This is a genomic window from Streptomyces murinus, from assembly GCF_002154555.1.
GTDB lineage: Bacteria > Actinomycetota > Actinomycetes > Streptomycetales > Streptomycetaceae > Streptomyces > Streptomyces murinus.
This window is the reverse complement of sequence record NZ_MUNF01000629.1, coordinates 1-15,543: the sequence shown is the minus strand read 5'-3', so window position 1 is coordinate 15,543 and position 15,543 is coordinate 1. Positions and strand designations below refer to the sequence as shown.

12 protein-coding genes are annotated in these 15,543 nt (G+C 72.6%); 6 read left to right on the top strand and 6 right to left on the bottom strand.

Going from position 1 to position 15,543, the window contains the following annotated elements:
- The 4 genes from meaB to CCN72_RS31715 all read right to left on the bottom strand — a co-directional run.
- Positions 1–890, bottom strand: an 890-nt coding sequence (gene meaB, locus CCN72_RS31730; RefSeq protein ID WP_086811615.1) for a methylmalonyl Co-A mutase-associated GTPase MeaB, incomplete at its 3' end; no start/stop codon positions are given.
- Positions 891–897: 7 nt separating this feature from the next.
- The gene (scpA, locus tag CCN72_RS31725; protein WP_086811614.1) at positions 898–3,072 is read right to left on the bottom strand and encodes a methylmalonyl-CoA mutase; all 2,175 of its coding nucleotides are present in this window, start codon (positions 3,070–3,072) and stop codon (positions 898–900) included.
- Positions 3,072–4,871, bottom strand: coding sequence for a methylmalonyl-CoA mutase family protein (locus tag CCN72_RS31720; protein WP_086811612.1), 1,800 nt, complete (start codon positions 4,869–4,871; stop codon positions 3,072–3,074). Before CCN72_RS31720 ends, scpA begins: the two co-directional genes overlap by 1 nt.
- Positions 4,872–5,036: 165 nt before the next feature.
- Positions 5,037–6,800 carry a hypothetical protein gene (locus CCN72_RS31715; protein WP_425276187.1) on the bottom strand — a complete coding sequence of 588 codons (1,764 nt, stop codon included), beginning with the start codon at positions 6,798–6,800 and terminating at the stop codon, positions 5,037–5,039.
- A 204-nt stretch (positions 6,801–7,004) separates the two neighbouring features.
- On the opposite strand from CCN72_RS31715, the gene CCN72_RS31710 reads away from it, so the two are divergent.
- The 4 genes from CCN72_RS31710 (at position 7,005) to CCN72_RS31695 (ending at position 9,776) form a co-directional block, all read left to right on the top strand.
- Positions 7,005–7,412, top strand: coding sequence for a cell division protein SepF (locus CCN72_RS31710; RefSeq protein ID WP_037654249.1), 408 nt, complete (start codon positions 7,005–7,007; stop codon positions 7,410–7,412).
- A 156-nt stretch (positions 7,413–7,568) separates the two neighbouring features.
- Positions 7,569–8,777 carry a biotin transporter BioY gene (locus CCN72_RS31705; RefSeq protein ID WP_086811611.1) on the top strand — a complete coding sequence of 403 codons (1,209 nt, stop codon included), beginning with the start codon at positions 7,569–7,571 and terminating at the stop codon, positions 8,775–8,777.
- Positions 8,761–9,093 (top strand): nucleotide pyrophosphohydrolase, encoded by a 333-nt coding sequence (locus tag CCN72_RS31700; protein ID WP_086811609.1) that lies wholly within the window; start codon positions 8,761–8,763, stop codon positions 9,091–9,093. The genes CCN72_RS31705 and CCN72_RS31700 overlap by 17 nt, the downstream gene beginning before the upstream one ends.
- 182 nt (positions 9,094–9,275) lie before the next feature.
- Positions 9,276–9,776, top strand: a complete 501-nt coding sequence (locus CCN72_RS31695; protein ID WP_202442277.1) for a DUF6099 family protein — start codon at positions 9,276–9,278, stop codon at positions 9,774–9,776.
- 96 nt (positions 9,777–9,872) lie between these two features.
- Here the strand turns inward: CCN72_RS31695 and CCN72_RS31690 are convergent, their stop codons facing one another.
- A complete protein-coding gene (locus CCN72_RS31690) occupies positions 9,873–10,796 on the bottom strand; it encodes an LLM class F420-dependent oxidoreductase (protein ID WP_086811608.1) in 924 nt (307 codons plus the stop codon).
- A 103-nt stretch (positions 10,797–10,899) separates the two neighbouring features.
- Between CCN72_RS31690 and CCN72_RS31685 the strand changes: the two genes are divergently transcribed.
- Both CCN72_RS31685 and CCN72_RS31680 read left to right on the top strand, forming a co-directional pair.
- A complete protein-coding gene (locus tag CCN72_RS31685; protein WP_167408736.1) occupies positions 10,900–12,363 on the top strand; it encodes a 3' terminal RNA ribose 2'-O-methyltransferase Hen1 in 1,464 nt (487 codons plus the stop codon).
- Entirely contained in the window at positions 12,360–14,900 is a 2,541-nt protein-coding gene (locus tag CCN72_RS31680; RefSeq protein ID WP_086811605.1) for a polynucleotide kinase-phosphatase, read from the top strand. The genes CCN72_RS31685 and CCN72_RS31680 overlap by 4 nt, the downstream gene beginning before the upstream one ends.
- Before the next feature lie 12 nt (positions 14,901–14,912).
- On the opposite strand, the gene CCN72_RS31675 is transcribed toward CCN72_RS31680, so the two are convergent.
- Positions 14,913–15,380 carry a hypothetical protein gene (locus tag CCN72_RS31675; RefSeq protein ID WP_086811603.1) on the bottom strand — a complete coding sequence of 156 codons (468 nt, stop codon included), beginning with the start codon at positions 15,378–15,380 and terminating at the stop codon, positions 14,913–14,915.
- Positions 15,381–15,543: the final 163 nt, after the last annotated feature.

The following is a 15,543-nucleotide window of genomic DNA, read 5'->3' as shown; positions in this document are numbered from 1 at the left end:
GGACCTGGGCGATGGTCCGCGTACAGCCGGCCGAGGAGTTCGTCGCGGACCATCGCCCAGGTCCAGTCGACCTGCTGGTCCCGCCGCTTGGCGGCGAGCCGGCCCGTGGAGTCCAGCAGGGTGCGATGCTGCTCCAGCCGTTCCCACACCGTGCCGAGGCCCGTGGCCTCCCGCGCGCTGCAATGCAGCACCGGCGGGGTCCAGAACGCGTCCTTGCCGTGCATCAGCCGCAGCGCGCCCGCGAGCTCCCGTGCCGCCGCCCGCGCGTCCCGCTCGTGCGGACCGTCCGCCTTGTTGACGGCGATCACGTCGGCCAGCTCCAGGACGCCCTTCTTGATGCCCTGCAACTGGTCGCCGGTGCGGGCCAGGGTGAGCAGCAGGAACGTGTCGACCATGTCGGCGACCGCGGTCTCCGACTGCCCGACGCCGACGGTCTCCACGAGGATCACGTCGTAGCCCGCCGCCTCCATCACCACCATCGACTCCCGGGTGGCCTTCGTGACCCCGCCCAGCGTGCCCGCGCTGGGGGAGGGCCGTACGAAGGCCGCCGGGTCGACCGACAGCCGTTCCATCCGCGTCTTGTCGCCGAGGATGGAGCCGCCGGTACGGGTCGAGGAGGGGTCGACGGCGAGGACCGCGACCCGGTGGCCCAGCGAGGTCAGCATGGTGCCGAACGCGTCGATGAACGTCGACTTGCCGACCCCCGGCACCCCGCTGATGCCGATCCGCCGCGCCCGGCCGCCGTGCGGCAGCAGCCGGGTCAGCAGTTCCTGCGCCAGCACCCGGTGCTGCGGCCGGGTGGACTCGACGAGCGTGATGGCACGGGCCACCAGAGCCCGCTTCCCGTCGAGCACACCCTTCACATACGTGTCGAGATCGATCGGGGCCATCGCGGCCCTACAGCTCGTGGCCGAGGTCGGCCGCCAGGCGCTGGACCAGGTCGTACGCCGCGTCCGGGATCACCGTCCCGGGCGGGAACACGGCCGTGGCGCCCATCTCCAGCAGCGTGGGCACGTCCTGCGGCGGGATCACGCCGCCGACCACGATCATGATGTCCTCGCGGCCCTCCTCCGCCAGCTTCTCGCGCAGCGCCGGTACGAGGGTGAGGTGCCCCGCGGCCAGCGAGGACACGCCGACCACGTGCACATCCGCCTCGACCGCCTGCCGGGCGACCTCGTCCGGCGTCTGGAACAGCGGGCCGACGTCGACGTCGAAGCCGAGGTCGGCGAACGCGGTCGCGATCACCTTCTGGCCGCGGTCATGGCCGTCCTGGCCCATCTTGGCCACCAGGATGCGCGGCCTGCGCCCCTCCGCCTCCTCGAAGGCGTCCACCAGGGCGCGGGTGCGGTCCACGGACGGGGACTCGCCTGCTTCGTTGCGGTACACACCGGAGATCGTACGGATCTGGCCGGCGTGCCGGCCGTACACCTTCTCCAGGGCGTCGGAGATCTCGCCGACGGTCGCCTTGGCGCGGGCCGCCCGCACCGCCAGCTCCAGCAGGTTCTCGGTGCCCTCGGCGGCCCGGGTGAGCGCGTCCAGCGCGTCCCGGCACGCCTGCTCGTCCCGCTCCGCGCGCAGCCGGCGCAGCTTCTCGATCTGCTGGGTGCGCACCGAGGAGTTGTCGACCTTGAGGACGTCGATCTGCTCGTCGCTGTCGACGCGGTACTTGTTGACGCCGATCACCGGCTGGCGCCCGGAGTCGATGCGGGCCTGGACCCGGGCCGCCGCCTCCTCCACGCGCAGCTTGGGGATGCCGGCGTCGATGGCCTGCGCCATGCCGCCCGCCTGCTCCACCTCCTGGATGTGCGCCCAGGCCCGGCGGGCGAGGTCGTACGTCAGCCGCTCCACGTAGGCACTGCCGCCCCACGGGTCGATGGTCCGGGTGGTGCCCGACTCCTGCTGGAGGAGCAGCTGGGTGTTGCGGGCGATGCGCGCCGAGAAGTCGGTGGGCAGCGCGAGCGCCTCGTCCAGCGCGTTGGTGTGCAGCGACTGGGTGTGGCCCTGGGTCGCGGCCATCGCCTCCACACAGGTGCGCGTGACGTTGTTGAACACGTCCTGCGCGGTCAGCGACCAGCCCGAGGTCTGCGAATGGGTGCGCAGCGAAAGGGACTTGGCGTTCTTCGGCTCGAACTGCGCGACCAGCTTGGACCACAGCAGCCGGGCCGCCCTGAGCTTGGCGACCTCCATGAAGAAGTTCATGCCGATCGCCCAGAAGAACGACAGGCGCGGCGCGAACGCGTCCACGTCCAGGCCGGCTTCGCGCCCCGCGCGGATGTACTCCACACCGTCCGCGAGGGTGTACGCCAGCTCCAGATCGGCCGTCGCACCCGCCTCCTGGATGTGATAGCCGGAGATGGAGATGGAGTTGTAGCGCGGCATCCGCTGCGAGGTGTACGCGAAGATGTCGGAGATGATCCGCATCGACGGCTTCGGCGGATAGATGTAGGTGTTGCGGACCATGAACTCCTTGAGGATGTCGTTCTGGATGGTCCCGGCCAACTTCTCGGGCGGTACGCCCTGTTCCTCCGCCGCCACGATGTACAGCGCCAGCACCGGCAGCACGGCGCCGTTCATCGTCATCGACACGGTCATCCGGTCGAGCGGGATCCCGTCGAACAGCTGCCGCATGTCGTAGATCGAGTCGATCGCCACGCCCGCCATGCCGACGTCGCCGGTCACCCGCGGGTGGTCGCTGTCGTAACCGCGGTGCGTGGGCAGGTCGAAGGCGACCGACAGGCCCTTCTGGCCGGCCGCGAGGTTGCGCCGGTAGAAGGCGTTGGACTCCTCGGCGGTGGAGAAGCCCGCGTACTGGCGGATCGTCCAGGGCTGGTTGACGTACATCGTCGGGTAGGGGCCGCGCAGATACGGCGCCATGCCCGGGTAGGTGCCCAGGAAGTCCAGACCCTCCAGGTCACGCCCGGTGTACAGCGGCTTGACCCCGATGCCCTCCGGGGTCTCCCACAGCGGCTCGGCGCCGCCGGTGGCCTGCTTGACGGCCGCCTGCCACTCCTCGGCGCTGCCGCCGGCCACCGGGGTCCCCAGCTCGATGCCGGAGAAGTCGGGGATTCCCATCAGGACACTCCCATGCGGTCGAGAGTCGCGGACAGCACATCGACGGCGTCGCAGCCCGCGAAGACGTGACGGTCGACGCCGGCGTACTCGCCCCGGCCCGCCAGGAACACCTGCCGGGCGCCCGCGGCGCGCAGTGCCGCTGCGGTCTCCTCGGCCCGTTCGGCGTACGTCGCGTCGCTGGAGCACAGCACGGCCTCGGTGGCGCCGCTGTCCTCGAAGGTTCCCTCGGTGACCGGCTCGATGCCGCCGGCCTGGAACAGATTGGCGGCGAAGGAGGCCCGCGCGGTGTACTCGGCGGCCGAGCCGAGCGTGGCCAGGAAGATCCGCGGCCGGGCGCCGGTCGCCGCGAGATGGGCGTCGGAGCGGGCCCGCAGCTCCTCGAACGCCTCGTCCCGGCGCACCCGGGGCAGCCCGCCGGACGGCGCCTTGGGCGCGGGCTCGCGCTCCACCGGCTTCTCGGCCAGCAGCGGGAACTCGCTGACACCGGTGATGGGTTCGCGCCGTTTGGCGAGCTTCTTGGAGCGCTCCGCCCAGGTCGTCGCGAGGTCGGTGCGCAGCCGTCCGGAGCGCAGCACGGCCGCCTGGCCGCCGTCGCGCTCGATGGTCCGGAAGAACTCCCAGCCCGCCTCGGCGAGTTCGTCGGTCAGCCGCTCCACGTACCAGGAGCCGCCCGCCGGGTCGATGACGCGCGCGAGGTACGACTCCTCGATCAGGATCGTGGAGGTGTTGCGGGCGATGCGCCGGGCGAACGCGTCCGGCAGGCCGAGCGCGTGGTCGAACGGCAGCACCGTCACGGAGTCGGCGCCGCCCACCCCGGCGGCGAGCGTCGCGATCGTGGTGCGCAGCATGTTCACCCACGGGTCACGGCGGGACATCATCACCGGCGACGTCACCACGTGCTGCGTCTGGGCGCCGGGCGCCCCGCTGACCTCCGCGACCCGCGCCCACAGCCGGCGCGCCGCGCGCAGCTTGGCGATGGTCAGGAACTGGTCGGCGGTGGCCGCGTACCGGAACTCCAGCTGCCCGGCGGCCTGTTCGACGGACAGGCCGGCCTCGGTCAGGGCGCGCAGATAGGCCACACCGGTGGCGAGCGAGGCGCCCAGCTCCTGCGCGGCCGACCCGCCGGCCTCGTGGTACGGCAGCGCGTCCACGGTCAGGGCGCGCAGCCCCGGGTAGGTCTCGGCGCAGCGCGCGGCCAGGCCGGCGTACGGCGCGAAGTCCTGCGCGGCGCCGGTACGGGCCTCGTACCCGAGCGGGTCGCCGCCGAGGTTGCCGCGTACGGCCTTCGGCTCGACGCCCTTGTCCGCGTACAGGGCCAGCAGCACCCCGGCCGCCTCGGCGGTGTCCCGCCCGGCGTCCAGCACGACGGGCGCGAGGTCCAGATAGACGCCCTCCAGGGCCCGGCCCAGGTCGGCGAGCGGGATGCCGCCCTCGCCCAGGACCAGCCACAGCGAGGTGCCGCCGTTCTCCAGATCGGCGAGGACCGCGCCGTCGGCGAGCGTCGTGTGCCGCTGGCGTACCCCCCAGCCGTCCGCGACCCCGCCCTCGGGGCGCGCGCCCCGTATGAACGGGGCGAAGCCGGGCAGGCCGGGGTCGGGCGCGGTGTCGCGCGCCGTGTACAGGGGACGGGTGCGCAGCCCGTCCTCCAGCGTCGTGGACAGAGCGTCCTCAGCTGCCGCGCCCGAGACTTCCTTGCCCGACTTGCGCAGCACACCCTCGACCAGGCGTTGCCACTGCTCGTGTGTCGCGTCAGGGAACTCGGCGGCCAGTGGGAGCCCGTCGTCAGGCAGGACCGTCATGGCTCGGATGCTAGGGCAGCGTGCTCAAAGGAGTGCAGAGCAAACGCTTGTGAGTTTTCTCCCCTTGCGGCTGTGACCGGCGCCGCTTCCGCGGGTGTTTGCCCTGGTACGACGGCCCGGCCCGGCCCGGACGACGGCCGCACCGCAGGGGGCGCACGGAGGCGTTCAGCCCTTGACGCGCAGCTCGGACCGGCGTACGTCCCGGGTGGAGAGCGTCTGGGGGCCGCCGGTGAAGGCGCGCAGCCGCAGCCGGGTGCTCCGCTTCCTCGGGAGCGTGAAGCTGCCGGTGGGGGCGCGGAGTTCGACGGTCGCCGTGCCGTGCGCGGGGATGGTGGCCGGGCCGTGGGCGAGCGGCCAGTAGCGGGTCATGCCCTGCCCGGTGGTGAGCATGTAGTGCGGGGTGAGCGGGTCGTCGCCGGTGTTGGCCACCCGCAGGGTCACCCCGGAGATCGCGTCGGGCGTAAGCGGCCGTACCGCCGCGATGTCCATCCGCAGCGGCGGGCTCCCGGTGGCCGCGAGGACCGCGCTGACCAGCGCGGGCGCGAGCAGCAGCGGGACGGCCGCGAGCCGGACGGGCCTGCGCCGCGCCCCGGCCAGGAAGCGCGGCCGGGGCTGCCAGGCGCCCGCGAACTCCGGCAGCGGAGCGGTGACCGCCGCCGCCAGCCACAGCGGGGTCATCATCAGGTAGTAGCCGTCCTGCGAGCGCGTCGCCAGGAAGAACGCGCACCACGGCAGCACGGTCGCGGCCGGTCCGAGACGCCGTACGAACAGCACGAACAGGGCCAGCAGGGCCCCGGCCAGCAGCATGCTCGCGTGCCCGTACCAGTCGAGCCGGTCGCTGCCGTGCGTGAAGTACAGCGAGATGCCGACGATGCCCTGTCCGTGCAGCACCGCGCCCTGGGTCAGCGGCAGCACGATGCCGCGCAGCCACGGTCCCGGCTCGGTCACGATCAGATAGGCGTCGATCAGCAGGAAGGCGAGGACGGCGATCCCGGTGATCCGCAGCACCACGCGCGCCGCCAGCCGGCCGCCCAGTTCGCCGCGGCGCACCGCGTAGACACCGGCGAGCAGGAACGGCGCGACGAACCAGGGGAGTTGCTGGGCGGCGCAGGCCGCGCCGAGACAGGCGGCACGGGCGACGCCGACCGCGCCGAGCCGGCCGCGCGCGCCGAGCCGGGGCCAGCGGACCACCACCGGGATCAGCAGCGCGAGGGCGACGATCGCCGGGTAGCCCTGGCGGGCGTAGTTGGGCAGCAGGCCGAAGCCGAGGAAGACCATCGTGGCCGCCGACCGCCACTGCGCCGGGACCAGCCGCCACAGTGCGATGGCGCCCGCGATCAGGGCGAGGGTGGCCACCGCCGTCGCCGGGGCGCCGCCGTGCCCGAGCCACAGGAACGGGACGGTGAGCAGCGGCGCGAGCGGGGGATAGCCGTAGGTGTAGTCGTATCCGCCGGTCGTCGTCGCGGTCAGGGCGACGCCCTTGATGCGGAACAGCCATGGCCAGGGGTGGTCGTAGAGGTGGTGCCCGTGGACGAGTTCCTTGGCGGCCTGGGTGGTCAGGAGCGCCTCGTCGCCGCCGCCGTGGTTCAGCGCCCACGCGCACAGGGCGAGGACGACCGCGGTCACCAGCACCACCAGGTCCAGGCGGGCCAGCGAGCGGGCCCGGCGGACGGTCAGCGCGAGGACGCCGGTCACCAGGATCGCCGCGTAGCACAGGGAGATGACCGCGGCGAGGACCAGGCGGTGCGTGGCCGCCTGGGTCCAGATGGTCCGGGTGCCGATGAAGAGGCTCACGTCGGCCAGGAGGGTGAGGACGCGGTGCCACTGCGCGGGCCCGCCGGGCGCCTGCGCGCGCGGTCCGGGTACGGCGGACACCGCCGACTGCGTCCGCCGGCCGGGCGTCACCTGCTGTGTTTCTGCCAAGTGCACGGGAGGGGACGCTAGCGGCGGTGCGTGACCGGCGCGCGACCAGCGGTGAAGAGTCCGGTATGAGGGCGGTAAGAAGCGGGCATATTCGCACATCTGCCCAGAGAAGGGGCGGGGTTGGCGCCCGCGGACCGATCGCTTCCGTGTCGTTGTGTGTCGTTGTTGGGCCGAACGGGTGACTTGGCGTAAGAATTGGCTGGTGCAGGCATGGAAAGCGAGTCAGGTCGGGGGGAGCCGGTGAGCCGTTATGACGTCACCGATGAACAGTGGGAAGGGCTCGCCCAGGTCGTGCCACTACGGGGCCGCGACGCGTGGCCCTCGGCGGTCGACCACCGCTCCCTACCGGACGACGAGACCGAGACCCGGCGCCGCTTCGTGGTCCTCCGCGTCAATGTCTTCGCCGACGCCCGGGATGTCGCCGAGACGGTGATGGCGGGCGCGCCCGTCCTCCTCGACCTCTCCGGCGCCGAGGGGGATGTGGCCAAGCGGGTGCTCGACTTCAGTACGGGCGTGGTCTTCGGTCTGGGCAGCGGTATGCACCGGGTGGACCGCAACGTCTTCCTGTTGACCCCGCCGGGCACGGAGGTCAGCGGGCTGCTGGAGGGGGCGGGGTGAGCGAGGGCCTCCCCGTAGCCCCCCCAAGCGCCTCGTAGCGCCTCGTAGCTCCCCGGAGTGAGGCCCGCTCCCCGTTGTTGCCGTGGACGTCCCCGATCGTGGGAACCTCCGCCGGGTAAACGGTTCGCCCCCGCGGCGGAGCCCTACGTTCCGGGCATGGCCGTGCCTTTCGCATCCGCTGAGCCGCCGGTGGCCGAGGGGTTCGGCGGGACCGTCCCGCCGCAACCCCGTGAGCCGCTCGATGTGCGGCCCCGGATCACCGAGCTGCGGTTGTCGGCGTTCGCCGGGCACCGGGGCGCGGGATTTCCGCTGGGGGCGGTCACGCTGTTCGCGGGCCCCAGCGGGTCGGGGAAGACGACCGCGCTGGCCGCCTACGAGGCGCTGGCCCGGCTCGCCGGCGGTGCCCCGCTCGTGGAGGCGTTCCCGGACCCGGTCGCGTGTGTGCCCGAACGGGCCCGGCCCGACGCCGAGGGGCGGCGCGGCTTCCGGATCGGCTGTACGGCCGACGGCGCCGAGGGACCGGTCCGGCTCGATGTCGCCGTACAGGCCGAACCGCAGCTGCGGATCGTCGGCGAGCGGCTGAGCGCGGGCGACATCGTCCTGCTCCAGACCGCGTTACGGGACCCGGGGCGCCGCGCCGTGCAGGCCGCCTGGCACACCGCGGGCACCGCGCCGGTGACCCGCGCGCCGCTGCCCGACGACCGGCTCGGCACCGCCCTGCTCCCGCTGCGGGTGGCCGGCAAGACCGACGGGCAGCGCAGGGTGCTGGCCGCGGCCGAGCAGATGGTCGTCGCCCTGCGCTCGGTCTTCGTCTGCGATCCCCGCCCCGACTGCATGCGCACCCCCGTGCCCACCGGCTCCGGCCGGCTGATGCCCGGCTGCGACAACCTCGCCGATGTGCTCTGGCGCACCCGCGCCGAGTGCGCCCGCAGACACGGCCGGCTGGTCGAGGCGCTGCGCGCGGGCTGCGCGGGACCGGTGTACGACCTGATCGCCGAGCCCCTCTTCGACGGCACGGTGCGCGCCCTCCTCGACCGCGGCGACGGCCACCGCACGGAACTGGCCCGCCTCGGCGAGGGCGAACTGCGCTACCTCGCCCACACCCTGGTGCTGCTGACCGGCCCCGGCGTCCTGGCCATGGACCCGCCCGGCGAGGTCCCCGACGCCCTGCGCTCCCTCACCGTCCTCGCCGACGGCTTCGACCGCTCCCTCGACCCGGGCCAGCGCCGGTCGCTGCTGCGTCTCGCGGCCGCCATGGGCGAGTTCGGGCACATCCGGCTCGTCGCCGCGGTGAACGACGCCTCCTGGTGCGTGGGGGCCGAGGGCGTCACAGTGGTACACCTGAATCGTGACGGAACACCCTGACCTCCCCCGACTCCAGCGCAGACTCGCCGAGTTCGCCGCCGCCCGTAACTGGGGGCAGTACCACACCCCCAAGAATCTCGCCTCCGCGCTGAGCGTGGAGAGCTCCGAACTGGTCGAGATCTTCCAGTGGTTGACCCCCGAGGAGTCGGCCCGGGTGATGTCCGACCCCGCCACCGCGCACCGCGTCCGCGACGAGGTCGCCGATGTCCTCGCCTATCTCCTCCAGTTCTGCGCAGTCCTGGACATCGACCCGCTGACCGCCCTGTCCGAGAAGATCGACCGCAACGAACACCGCTTTCCGGCGCCCAAGGACTGACAACAGGCGGACTCCCTGGTTCCGTTATCACTCTGCGCAGTCAATTCACCTAGCGAATCCGAATTGTTGTCCACAGATTTCGGGCTTCCTCTGGCTTTTCGCACCAACGACCCTCACTCTGGGTAGTGGACAGGAGAGCCAGTGAACGTACGAGCGAGTGCGTGGAGGGACGGGGGCGACGGATGGACGCGGTACGACTCATCCTCACCAGCAGGCGAGCCCTGGCGAGCGGCGCGGACACACGCGCGTTGATGGCGGAGGTGTGGCAGGCACAGGCCCTGGCCCAGGCGATCGGCAGCAGGCTCGCGGTCTCCGGACCGCCGGAGCTGCGCGGCGAGGCGCTCGGGCTGACGGAGCTGGCGGGCCGGGGCTGCGGAGCCCTCGACCCGCCCGAACTGGACCTCGGCGATCTGCGCGCCGCCCAGCTCACCCGGCTGGACGACGCCCGCGAGACGCTGCTCTGCCTCGGCGGGCTGCTCGGCGAGGTCGGCATGGCCCTGGTCGGCATGGCCAGCGCCGCGGCGGACGAGACGACGTACTGGCAGTGCATGGAGGCCATCGACGCGGCCGACGAGTCCCGTGACCGGGTCCGCGAGATGCTGCGCAAGCTGGCCGCGCGGGAGGAGGTGTTATCGGCGGACGACAACCAGAGAAGCCCCTTCGGGGGCGCACCCTGCGCGTAGCCGCCGCGCGGGGAGTGTGTACGACGGTTCGCGCCGTGAGTCCGCATCGGCGCGCGGCACCGCCCGCGGGAGACGGTGCCGGTGCCGGCCGCTTCGTCAGGCGACGTGCGGCATGACCTCGGACGCGATCAGCTCCAGGTGGTCCAGATCGTCCAGGTCCAGCATTTGCAGATAGACCCGCCCCGAACCCACCGCGGCGTAGCGCCCCAGCCTCTCCACGACCTCCGCGGGAGAGCCCGCGAGACCGTTGGCCTTCAGCTCGTCCACCTCGCGGCCGATGGCCGCCGCCCGCCGCTCGACCTCGGCGTCGTTCTTGCCGACACAGGCCACCAGCGCGTTGGAGTACACGAGGTCGTCCCCCTTGCGCCCGCGCTCCTCGGCCGCCGCCCGCACCCGCCCGAACTGCCGCTCGCTGTCCTCGACGGAGGCGAAGGGGATGTTGAACTCGGTGGCGTACTTCGCCGCCAGCGCCGGCGTCCGCTTGGCACCGTGACCGCCGATGAGCACCGGCACCCGGCTCTGCGCCGGCTTCGGCAGCGCGGGGGAGTCCTGCAACCGGTAGTACGAGCCGTCGTAGCCGAACCGCTCGCCGACCGGCGTCTCCCACAGTCCCGTGACGATCGCCAGCTGCTCCTCCAGCCGCCCGAACTTCTCCTTCGGGAACGGAATGCCGTACGCCTTGTGCTCCTGCTCGTACCACCCCGAGCCCAGGCCCAGTTCCACCCGGCCGCCGGACATCTGGTCGACCTGGGCCACCTGGATGGCCAGCACGCCGGGGAGGCGGAAGGTGCCGGCCGTCATCAGGGTGCCGAGCCGGATGCGGCTGGTCTCCCGGGCGATGCCGGCGAGGGTGATCCAGGCGTCGGTGGGGCCGGGCAGACCGTCCACGTTGCCCATGTGGAGATAATGATCAGAGCGGAAGAATGCGCCGTATCCGAGTTCCTCGGCGGTCTTGGCGACACGCAGCAGCGTGTCGTAGGTCGCGCCCTGCTGGGGTTCGGTGAAGACTCGAAGATCCATACGCCCATCATGCCCGCCGTTGCGCGCGCAACCATGCACAATGCCGCCTGGAGGCGTGAAAACCGGTGGTCAGCGGGGTGCCCAGGCCGTCAGACTCGGACATGTGTTCCTGACGATCTCTCTCAGCGGCGACGCCGCCAACCCGGCCACCGACCTCGGGTATCTGTTGCACAAGCACCCGGGCAAGGCACAGCGTTTCTCCACGTCCTACGGCACCGCGCACGTCTTCTACCCGGAGGCGGACGACGCGCGGTGCACGGCCGCCCTGCTGCTGGAGACCGATCCCGCGGCGCTGGTGCGGCGCGGCAAGGGCAAGGGCCGCGGCGGCGCCCCCGACGCGGCGCTCGCGCAGTACGTCAACGACCGCCCCTACGCCGCCTCCTCGCTGCTCGCCGTCGCGCTGAGCGGTGTCTTCTCCAGCGCCATGCGCGGGGTGTGCGCCGCCCGCCCCGAGCGGGCCGCCGCACCGCTGCCGCTGCGCATCGAGGTCCCGGTCCTGCCCGCCCGCGGCGGCGCCGCGCTCGTACGGGCGCTGTTCGAGCCGCTGGGCTGGCGGGTGGCCGCCGAACCGGTGCCGCTGGACACGGAGTTCCCGCAGTGGGGCGACTCTCGTTACGTCCGTCTCGTGCTCGCATCCGAGACGCTGACCCTCGCCGAGGCGCTGCGCCACCTGTACGTCCTGCTGCCGGTCCTCGACGACGCCAAGCACTACTGGGTCTCCGCCGACGAGGTCGACAAGCTGCTGCGGGCCGGCGAGGGCTGGCTGCCCGGCCACCCGGAGCAGCAGCTGATCACCAGCCGCTATCTCTCCCGCCGCTGGTCGCTGACCCGGCAGGCGCGCGAGGCGCTGGAGCTGGTGCGGCTCGCCGAGGCCGACGACAGCGAGGTCGAGGCGATCGACAACGCGGTCGGCGAGGAGACCGAGGCGGAGGAGAAGCCGACCCCGCTCGCGGTGCGGCGCCGGGAGGCGATCATCGGCGCGCTGCGTGCCGCCGGTGCCGCCCGGGTGCTCGACCTCGGGTGCGGGCAGGGCCAGTTGGTGCAGGAACTCCTCAAGGACATCCGGTTCACCGAGATCGTCGGGGTCGATGTGTCGATGCGGGCGCTCACCATCGCCGCCCGGCGGCTCAAGCTCGACCGCATGGGCGAACGGCAGGCGTCCCGCGTCCAGTTGACGCAGGGCTCGCTCGCCTACACCGACAAGCGGCTCAAGGGCTACGACGCCGCCGTGCTCAGCGAGGTCATCGAACACCTCGACCTGCCCCGGCTGCCCGCCCTGGAATACGCCGTGTTCGGGCACGCCCGCCCCCGCACCGTCGTCGTGACCACCCCGAACGTCGAGTACAACGTCCGCTGGGAGACCCTGCCCGCGGGCCATGTCCGGCACGGCGACCACCGCTTCGAGTGGACCCGCGCCGAGTTCCGCTCCTGGGCCACCGGCGTGGCCGAACGGCACGGGTACGACGTCGAGTTCGCGCCCGTCGGCCCCGACGACCCCGAGGTGGGACCGCCCACCCAGCTGGCCCTGTTCACCCTCCGCGCCCAGAAGGAGGCGAAGGCGGCATGACCGAGACACGCAAGGGACGGGCCCTTCCCGTCACCGACCTCTCCCTCGTGGTCCTCGTCGGCGCCTCCGGCTCCGGCAAGTCCACCTTCGCCCGCCGGCACTTCAAGCCCACCGAGGTGATCTCCTCCGACTTCTGCCGGGGCCTGGTCTGCGACGACGAGAACGACCAGGGCGCCACCCGCGACGCCTTCGACGTCCTGCACTACATCGCGGGCAAGCGGCTCGCCGCCGGGCGCCGCACCGTCGTGGACGCCACCAGCGTGCAGCAGGACAGCCGCCGCCAGCTGATCGAACTGGCCAAGAAGTACGACGTACTGCCCATCGCCATCGTCCTGGACGTGCCGGAGGAGGTGTGCGCCGAGCGCAACGCGGCCCGCACCGACCGCGCCGACATGCCGCGCCGGGTCATCCAGCGGCACATCCGCGAACTGCGCCGCTCCCTGCGGCACCTGGAGCGCGAGGGCTTCCGCAAGGTGCATGTGCTGCGCGGGGTCGAGGAGGCCGAGAGCGCCACCGTCGTCACCGAGAAGCGGTTCAACGACCTCACCCACCTGACCGGCCCCTTCGACATCATCGGCGACATCCACGGCTGCTCCGCCGAACTGGAGTCGCTGCTCGGCAAGCTGGGCTATGCGGACGGCGTCCACCCCGAGGGCCGTACGGCCGTCTTCGTCGGCGACCTGGTCGACCGCGGCCCGGACTCCCCGGGCGTGCTGCGCCGGGTGATGTCGATGGTCGAGTCGGGCCACGCCCTGTGTGTGCCGGGCAACCACGAGAACAAGTACGGCCGTTACCTCAAGGGCCGCAAGGTCCAGCACACCCACGGCCTCGCCGAGACCATCGCCCAGATGGAGGGCGAGAGCGAGGAGTTCCGGGCGCGGGTACGCACGTTCCTCGACGGACTGGTCAGCCACTACGTCCTGGACGGCGGGAGGCTCGTCGTCTGTCACGCCGGGCTGCCCGAGAAGTACCACGGCCGCACCTCCGGCCGGGTCCGCTCGCACGCCCTGTACGGCGACACCACCGGCGAGACCGACGAGTTCGGCCTGCCGGTGCGCTACCCGTGGGCGGAGGACTACCGGGGCCGGGCGGCGGTCGTCTACGGCCACACCCCGGTGCCGGACGCCACCTGGCTCAACAACACCATCTGCCTGGACACCGGCGCCGTCTTCGGCGGCAAGCTGACCGCGCTGCGCTGGCCGGAGCGGCAACTGGTCGACGTACCGGCCGAGCGCGTCTGGTACGAGCCGACGCGCCCGCTGCGCAGCGAGGCGCCGGGCGGATCGGACGGGCGGCCGCTGGACCTCGCCGATGTGCGGGGGCGCCGCGCGGTCGAGACCCGGTACGCCGGCATGGTCGCGGTCCGCGAGGAGAACGCGGCGGCGGCCCTGGAGGTCATGAGCCGCTTCGCCATCGACCCGCGCCTGCTGCCGTATCTGCCGCCGACCATGGCGCCGACGGCCACCTCCGAGGTGGACGGTTACCTGGAGCACCCGCGGGAGGCGTTCGCGCAGTACGCGGCGGACGGGGTCGCGCGGGTGGTGTGCGAGGAGAAGCACATGGGCTCGCGGGCCGTGGTCCTGGTGTGCCGGGACGCGGCGGCGGCGACGAAGCGGTTCGGCGTGGACGGGCCCACGGGCGCGCTGTACACCCGGACCGGGCGCCCCTTCTTCGACGACGGGGCGATGACCGAGGAGATCCTCGACCGCCTGCGCACGGCGGTGTCGGACGCCGGGCTCTGGTCCGAACTGGACACGGACTGGCTGCTGTTGGACGCTGAGCTGATGCCGTGGTCGCTGAAGGCCGCGGGTCTGCTGCGCAGCCAGTACGCGGCCGTCGGCGCGGCGGCCGGGGCGGTGTTCCCGGGCGCGCTGGCCGCGCTGGAGGCGGCGGCGTCCCGGGGCGCGGAGGTGGGCGACCTGCTCGACCGCCAGCGTGAACGCGCTGCGGACGCGGCCGCGTTCACCGCCACGTACCGGCGCTACTGCTGGACCACCGAGGGCCTGACCGGCGTCCGGCTGGCCCCCTTCCAGATCCTCGCCACCGAGGGCCGCAGCCTCGCCGCGCTCCCGCACGACGAGCAACTGGCCCTGCTGGACCGCCTGGTGGAACACGACGGCACCGGTCTCCTGTCGACCACCCGCCGCCTCTACGTCGACACGGGCGACGCGGAGTCGGTCGCCGCGGGCGTCGACTGGTGGCTGGAGATGACCGGCCGCGGCGGCGAGGGCATGGTCGTCAAGCCCCTCACCGCCCTGGCCCACCGCCCGGACGGCCGCCTGGTCCAGCCCGGCATCAAGTGCCGGGGCCGCGAGTACCTCCGGATCATCTACGGCCCGGAGTACACCCGCCCCGACAACCTCGCCCGCCTGCGCCGCCGCTTCCTCAACCACAAGCGCTCCCTCGCCCTGCGCGAGTACGCCCTCGGCCTGGAATCCCTCTCCCGCCTGTCCGACGGCGAGCCCCTGTGGCGCGTCCACGAGGCGGTCTTCGGCATCCTGTCCCTGGAATCCGAACCGGTGGACCCCCGGTTGTAGGGGGCGCCCGGGTCAGATATGGGCCCGGATCTGCCGCACCGGATGCCCGAGCGCCCCGGCGACGGCGGCCAGCTCCGCCCGCCGGAATCGGTCGCGCTCGGGGTTCCAGACCGCTATCTCGAACCGGGCGAAGCCGCACGGCCAGTCGTAGTCCAACGCGTCCAGCGACGTGGCGGCGCCGCAACAGGGCGCCGCCACGTCCAAGGTGGCGAATCCGCCCTCGTCATGGGCTTCGAGCAGATCCGCCCACCACTCGGTGTCGATCGAGCCACCGCAGCGGGGACAGCCGATCCGCGCCAGGTTCCCCCCGCAGTCGACTGGGGTGGGAGTGTCGTACCAGGTCACCTCGGTCTCGGCCGCCACCCCGTCAGGGAGCCCGGAAGCCAGATCCATGGCGAGCGCGCCCGCCCGCTCACCGGCCGCCCGCTCGGGCTGCCACCAGGGATCGGTCGGGATGATCGACAGGACGTCGTCGCTCATGGGCGTACTCGATTCATCGGGCGCAGATGGTCGGCCGGGTGCCGAGAGCGTAGCGGTGTCCGGTCGGATCTCTCGTCGCACGAGCCCGCCGTCCGCTGCGCAAACCCCTCACCCCACCAGCCGCAGCCGCTCCCCCCACACCCCCCGTCTCTTATACACATCC

What these genes read in the sequence shown, in the direction of transcription:
- CCN72_RS31695 (WP_202442277.1), top strand. Translation starts at nt 9,276, where the DNA reads ATGGACGCGGTACGACTCATCCTCACCAGCAGGCGAGCCCTGGCGAGC.
- CCN72_RS31675 (WP_086811603.1), bottom strand. Translation starts at nt 15,380, where the DNA reads ATGAGCGACGACGTCCTGTCGATCATCCCGACCGATCCCTGGTGGCAG.
- CCN72_RS31680 (WP_086811605.1), top strand. Translation starts at nt 12,360, where the DNA reads ATGACCGAGACACGCAAGGGACGGGCCCTTCCCGTCACCGACCTCTCC.
- CCN72_RS31705 (WP_086811611.1), top strand. Translation starts at nt 7,569, where the DNA reads ATGGCCGTGCCTTTCGCATCCGCTGAGCCGCCGGTGGCCGAGGGGTTC.
- CCN72_RS31690 (WP_086811608.1), bottom strand. Translation starts at nt 10,796, where the DNA reads ATGGATCTTCGAGTCTTCACCGAACCCCAGCAGGGCGCGACCTACGAC.
- scpA (WP_086811614.1), bottom strand. Translation starts at nt 3,072, where the DNA reads ATGGGAATCCCCGACTTCTCCGGCATCGAGCTGGGGACCCCGGTGGCC.
- CCN72_RS31720 (WP_086811612.1), bottom strand. Translation starts at nt 4,871, where the DNA reads ATGACGGTCCTGCCTGACGACGGGCTCCCACTGGCCGCCGAGTTCCCT.
- CCN72_RS31710 (WP_037654249.1), top strand. Translation starts at nt 7,005, where the DNA reads ATGGAAAGCGAGTCAGGTCGGGGGGAGCCGGTGAGCCGTTATGACGTC.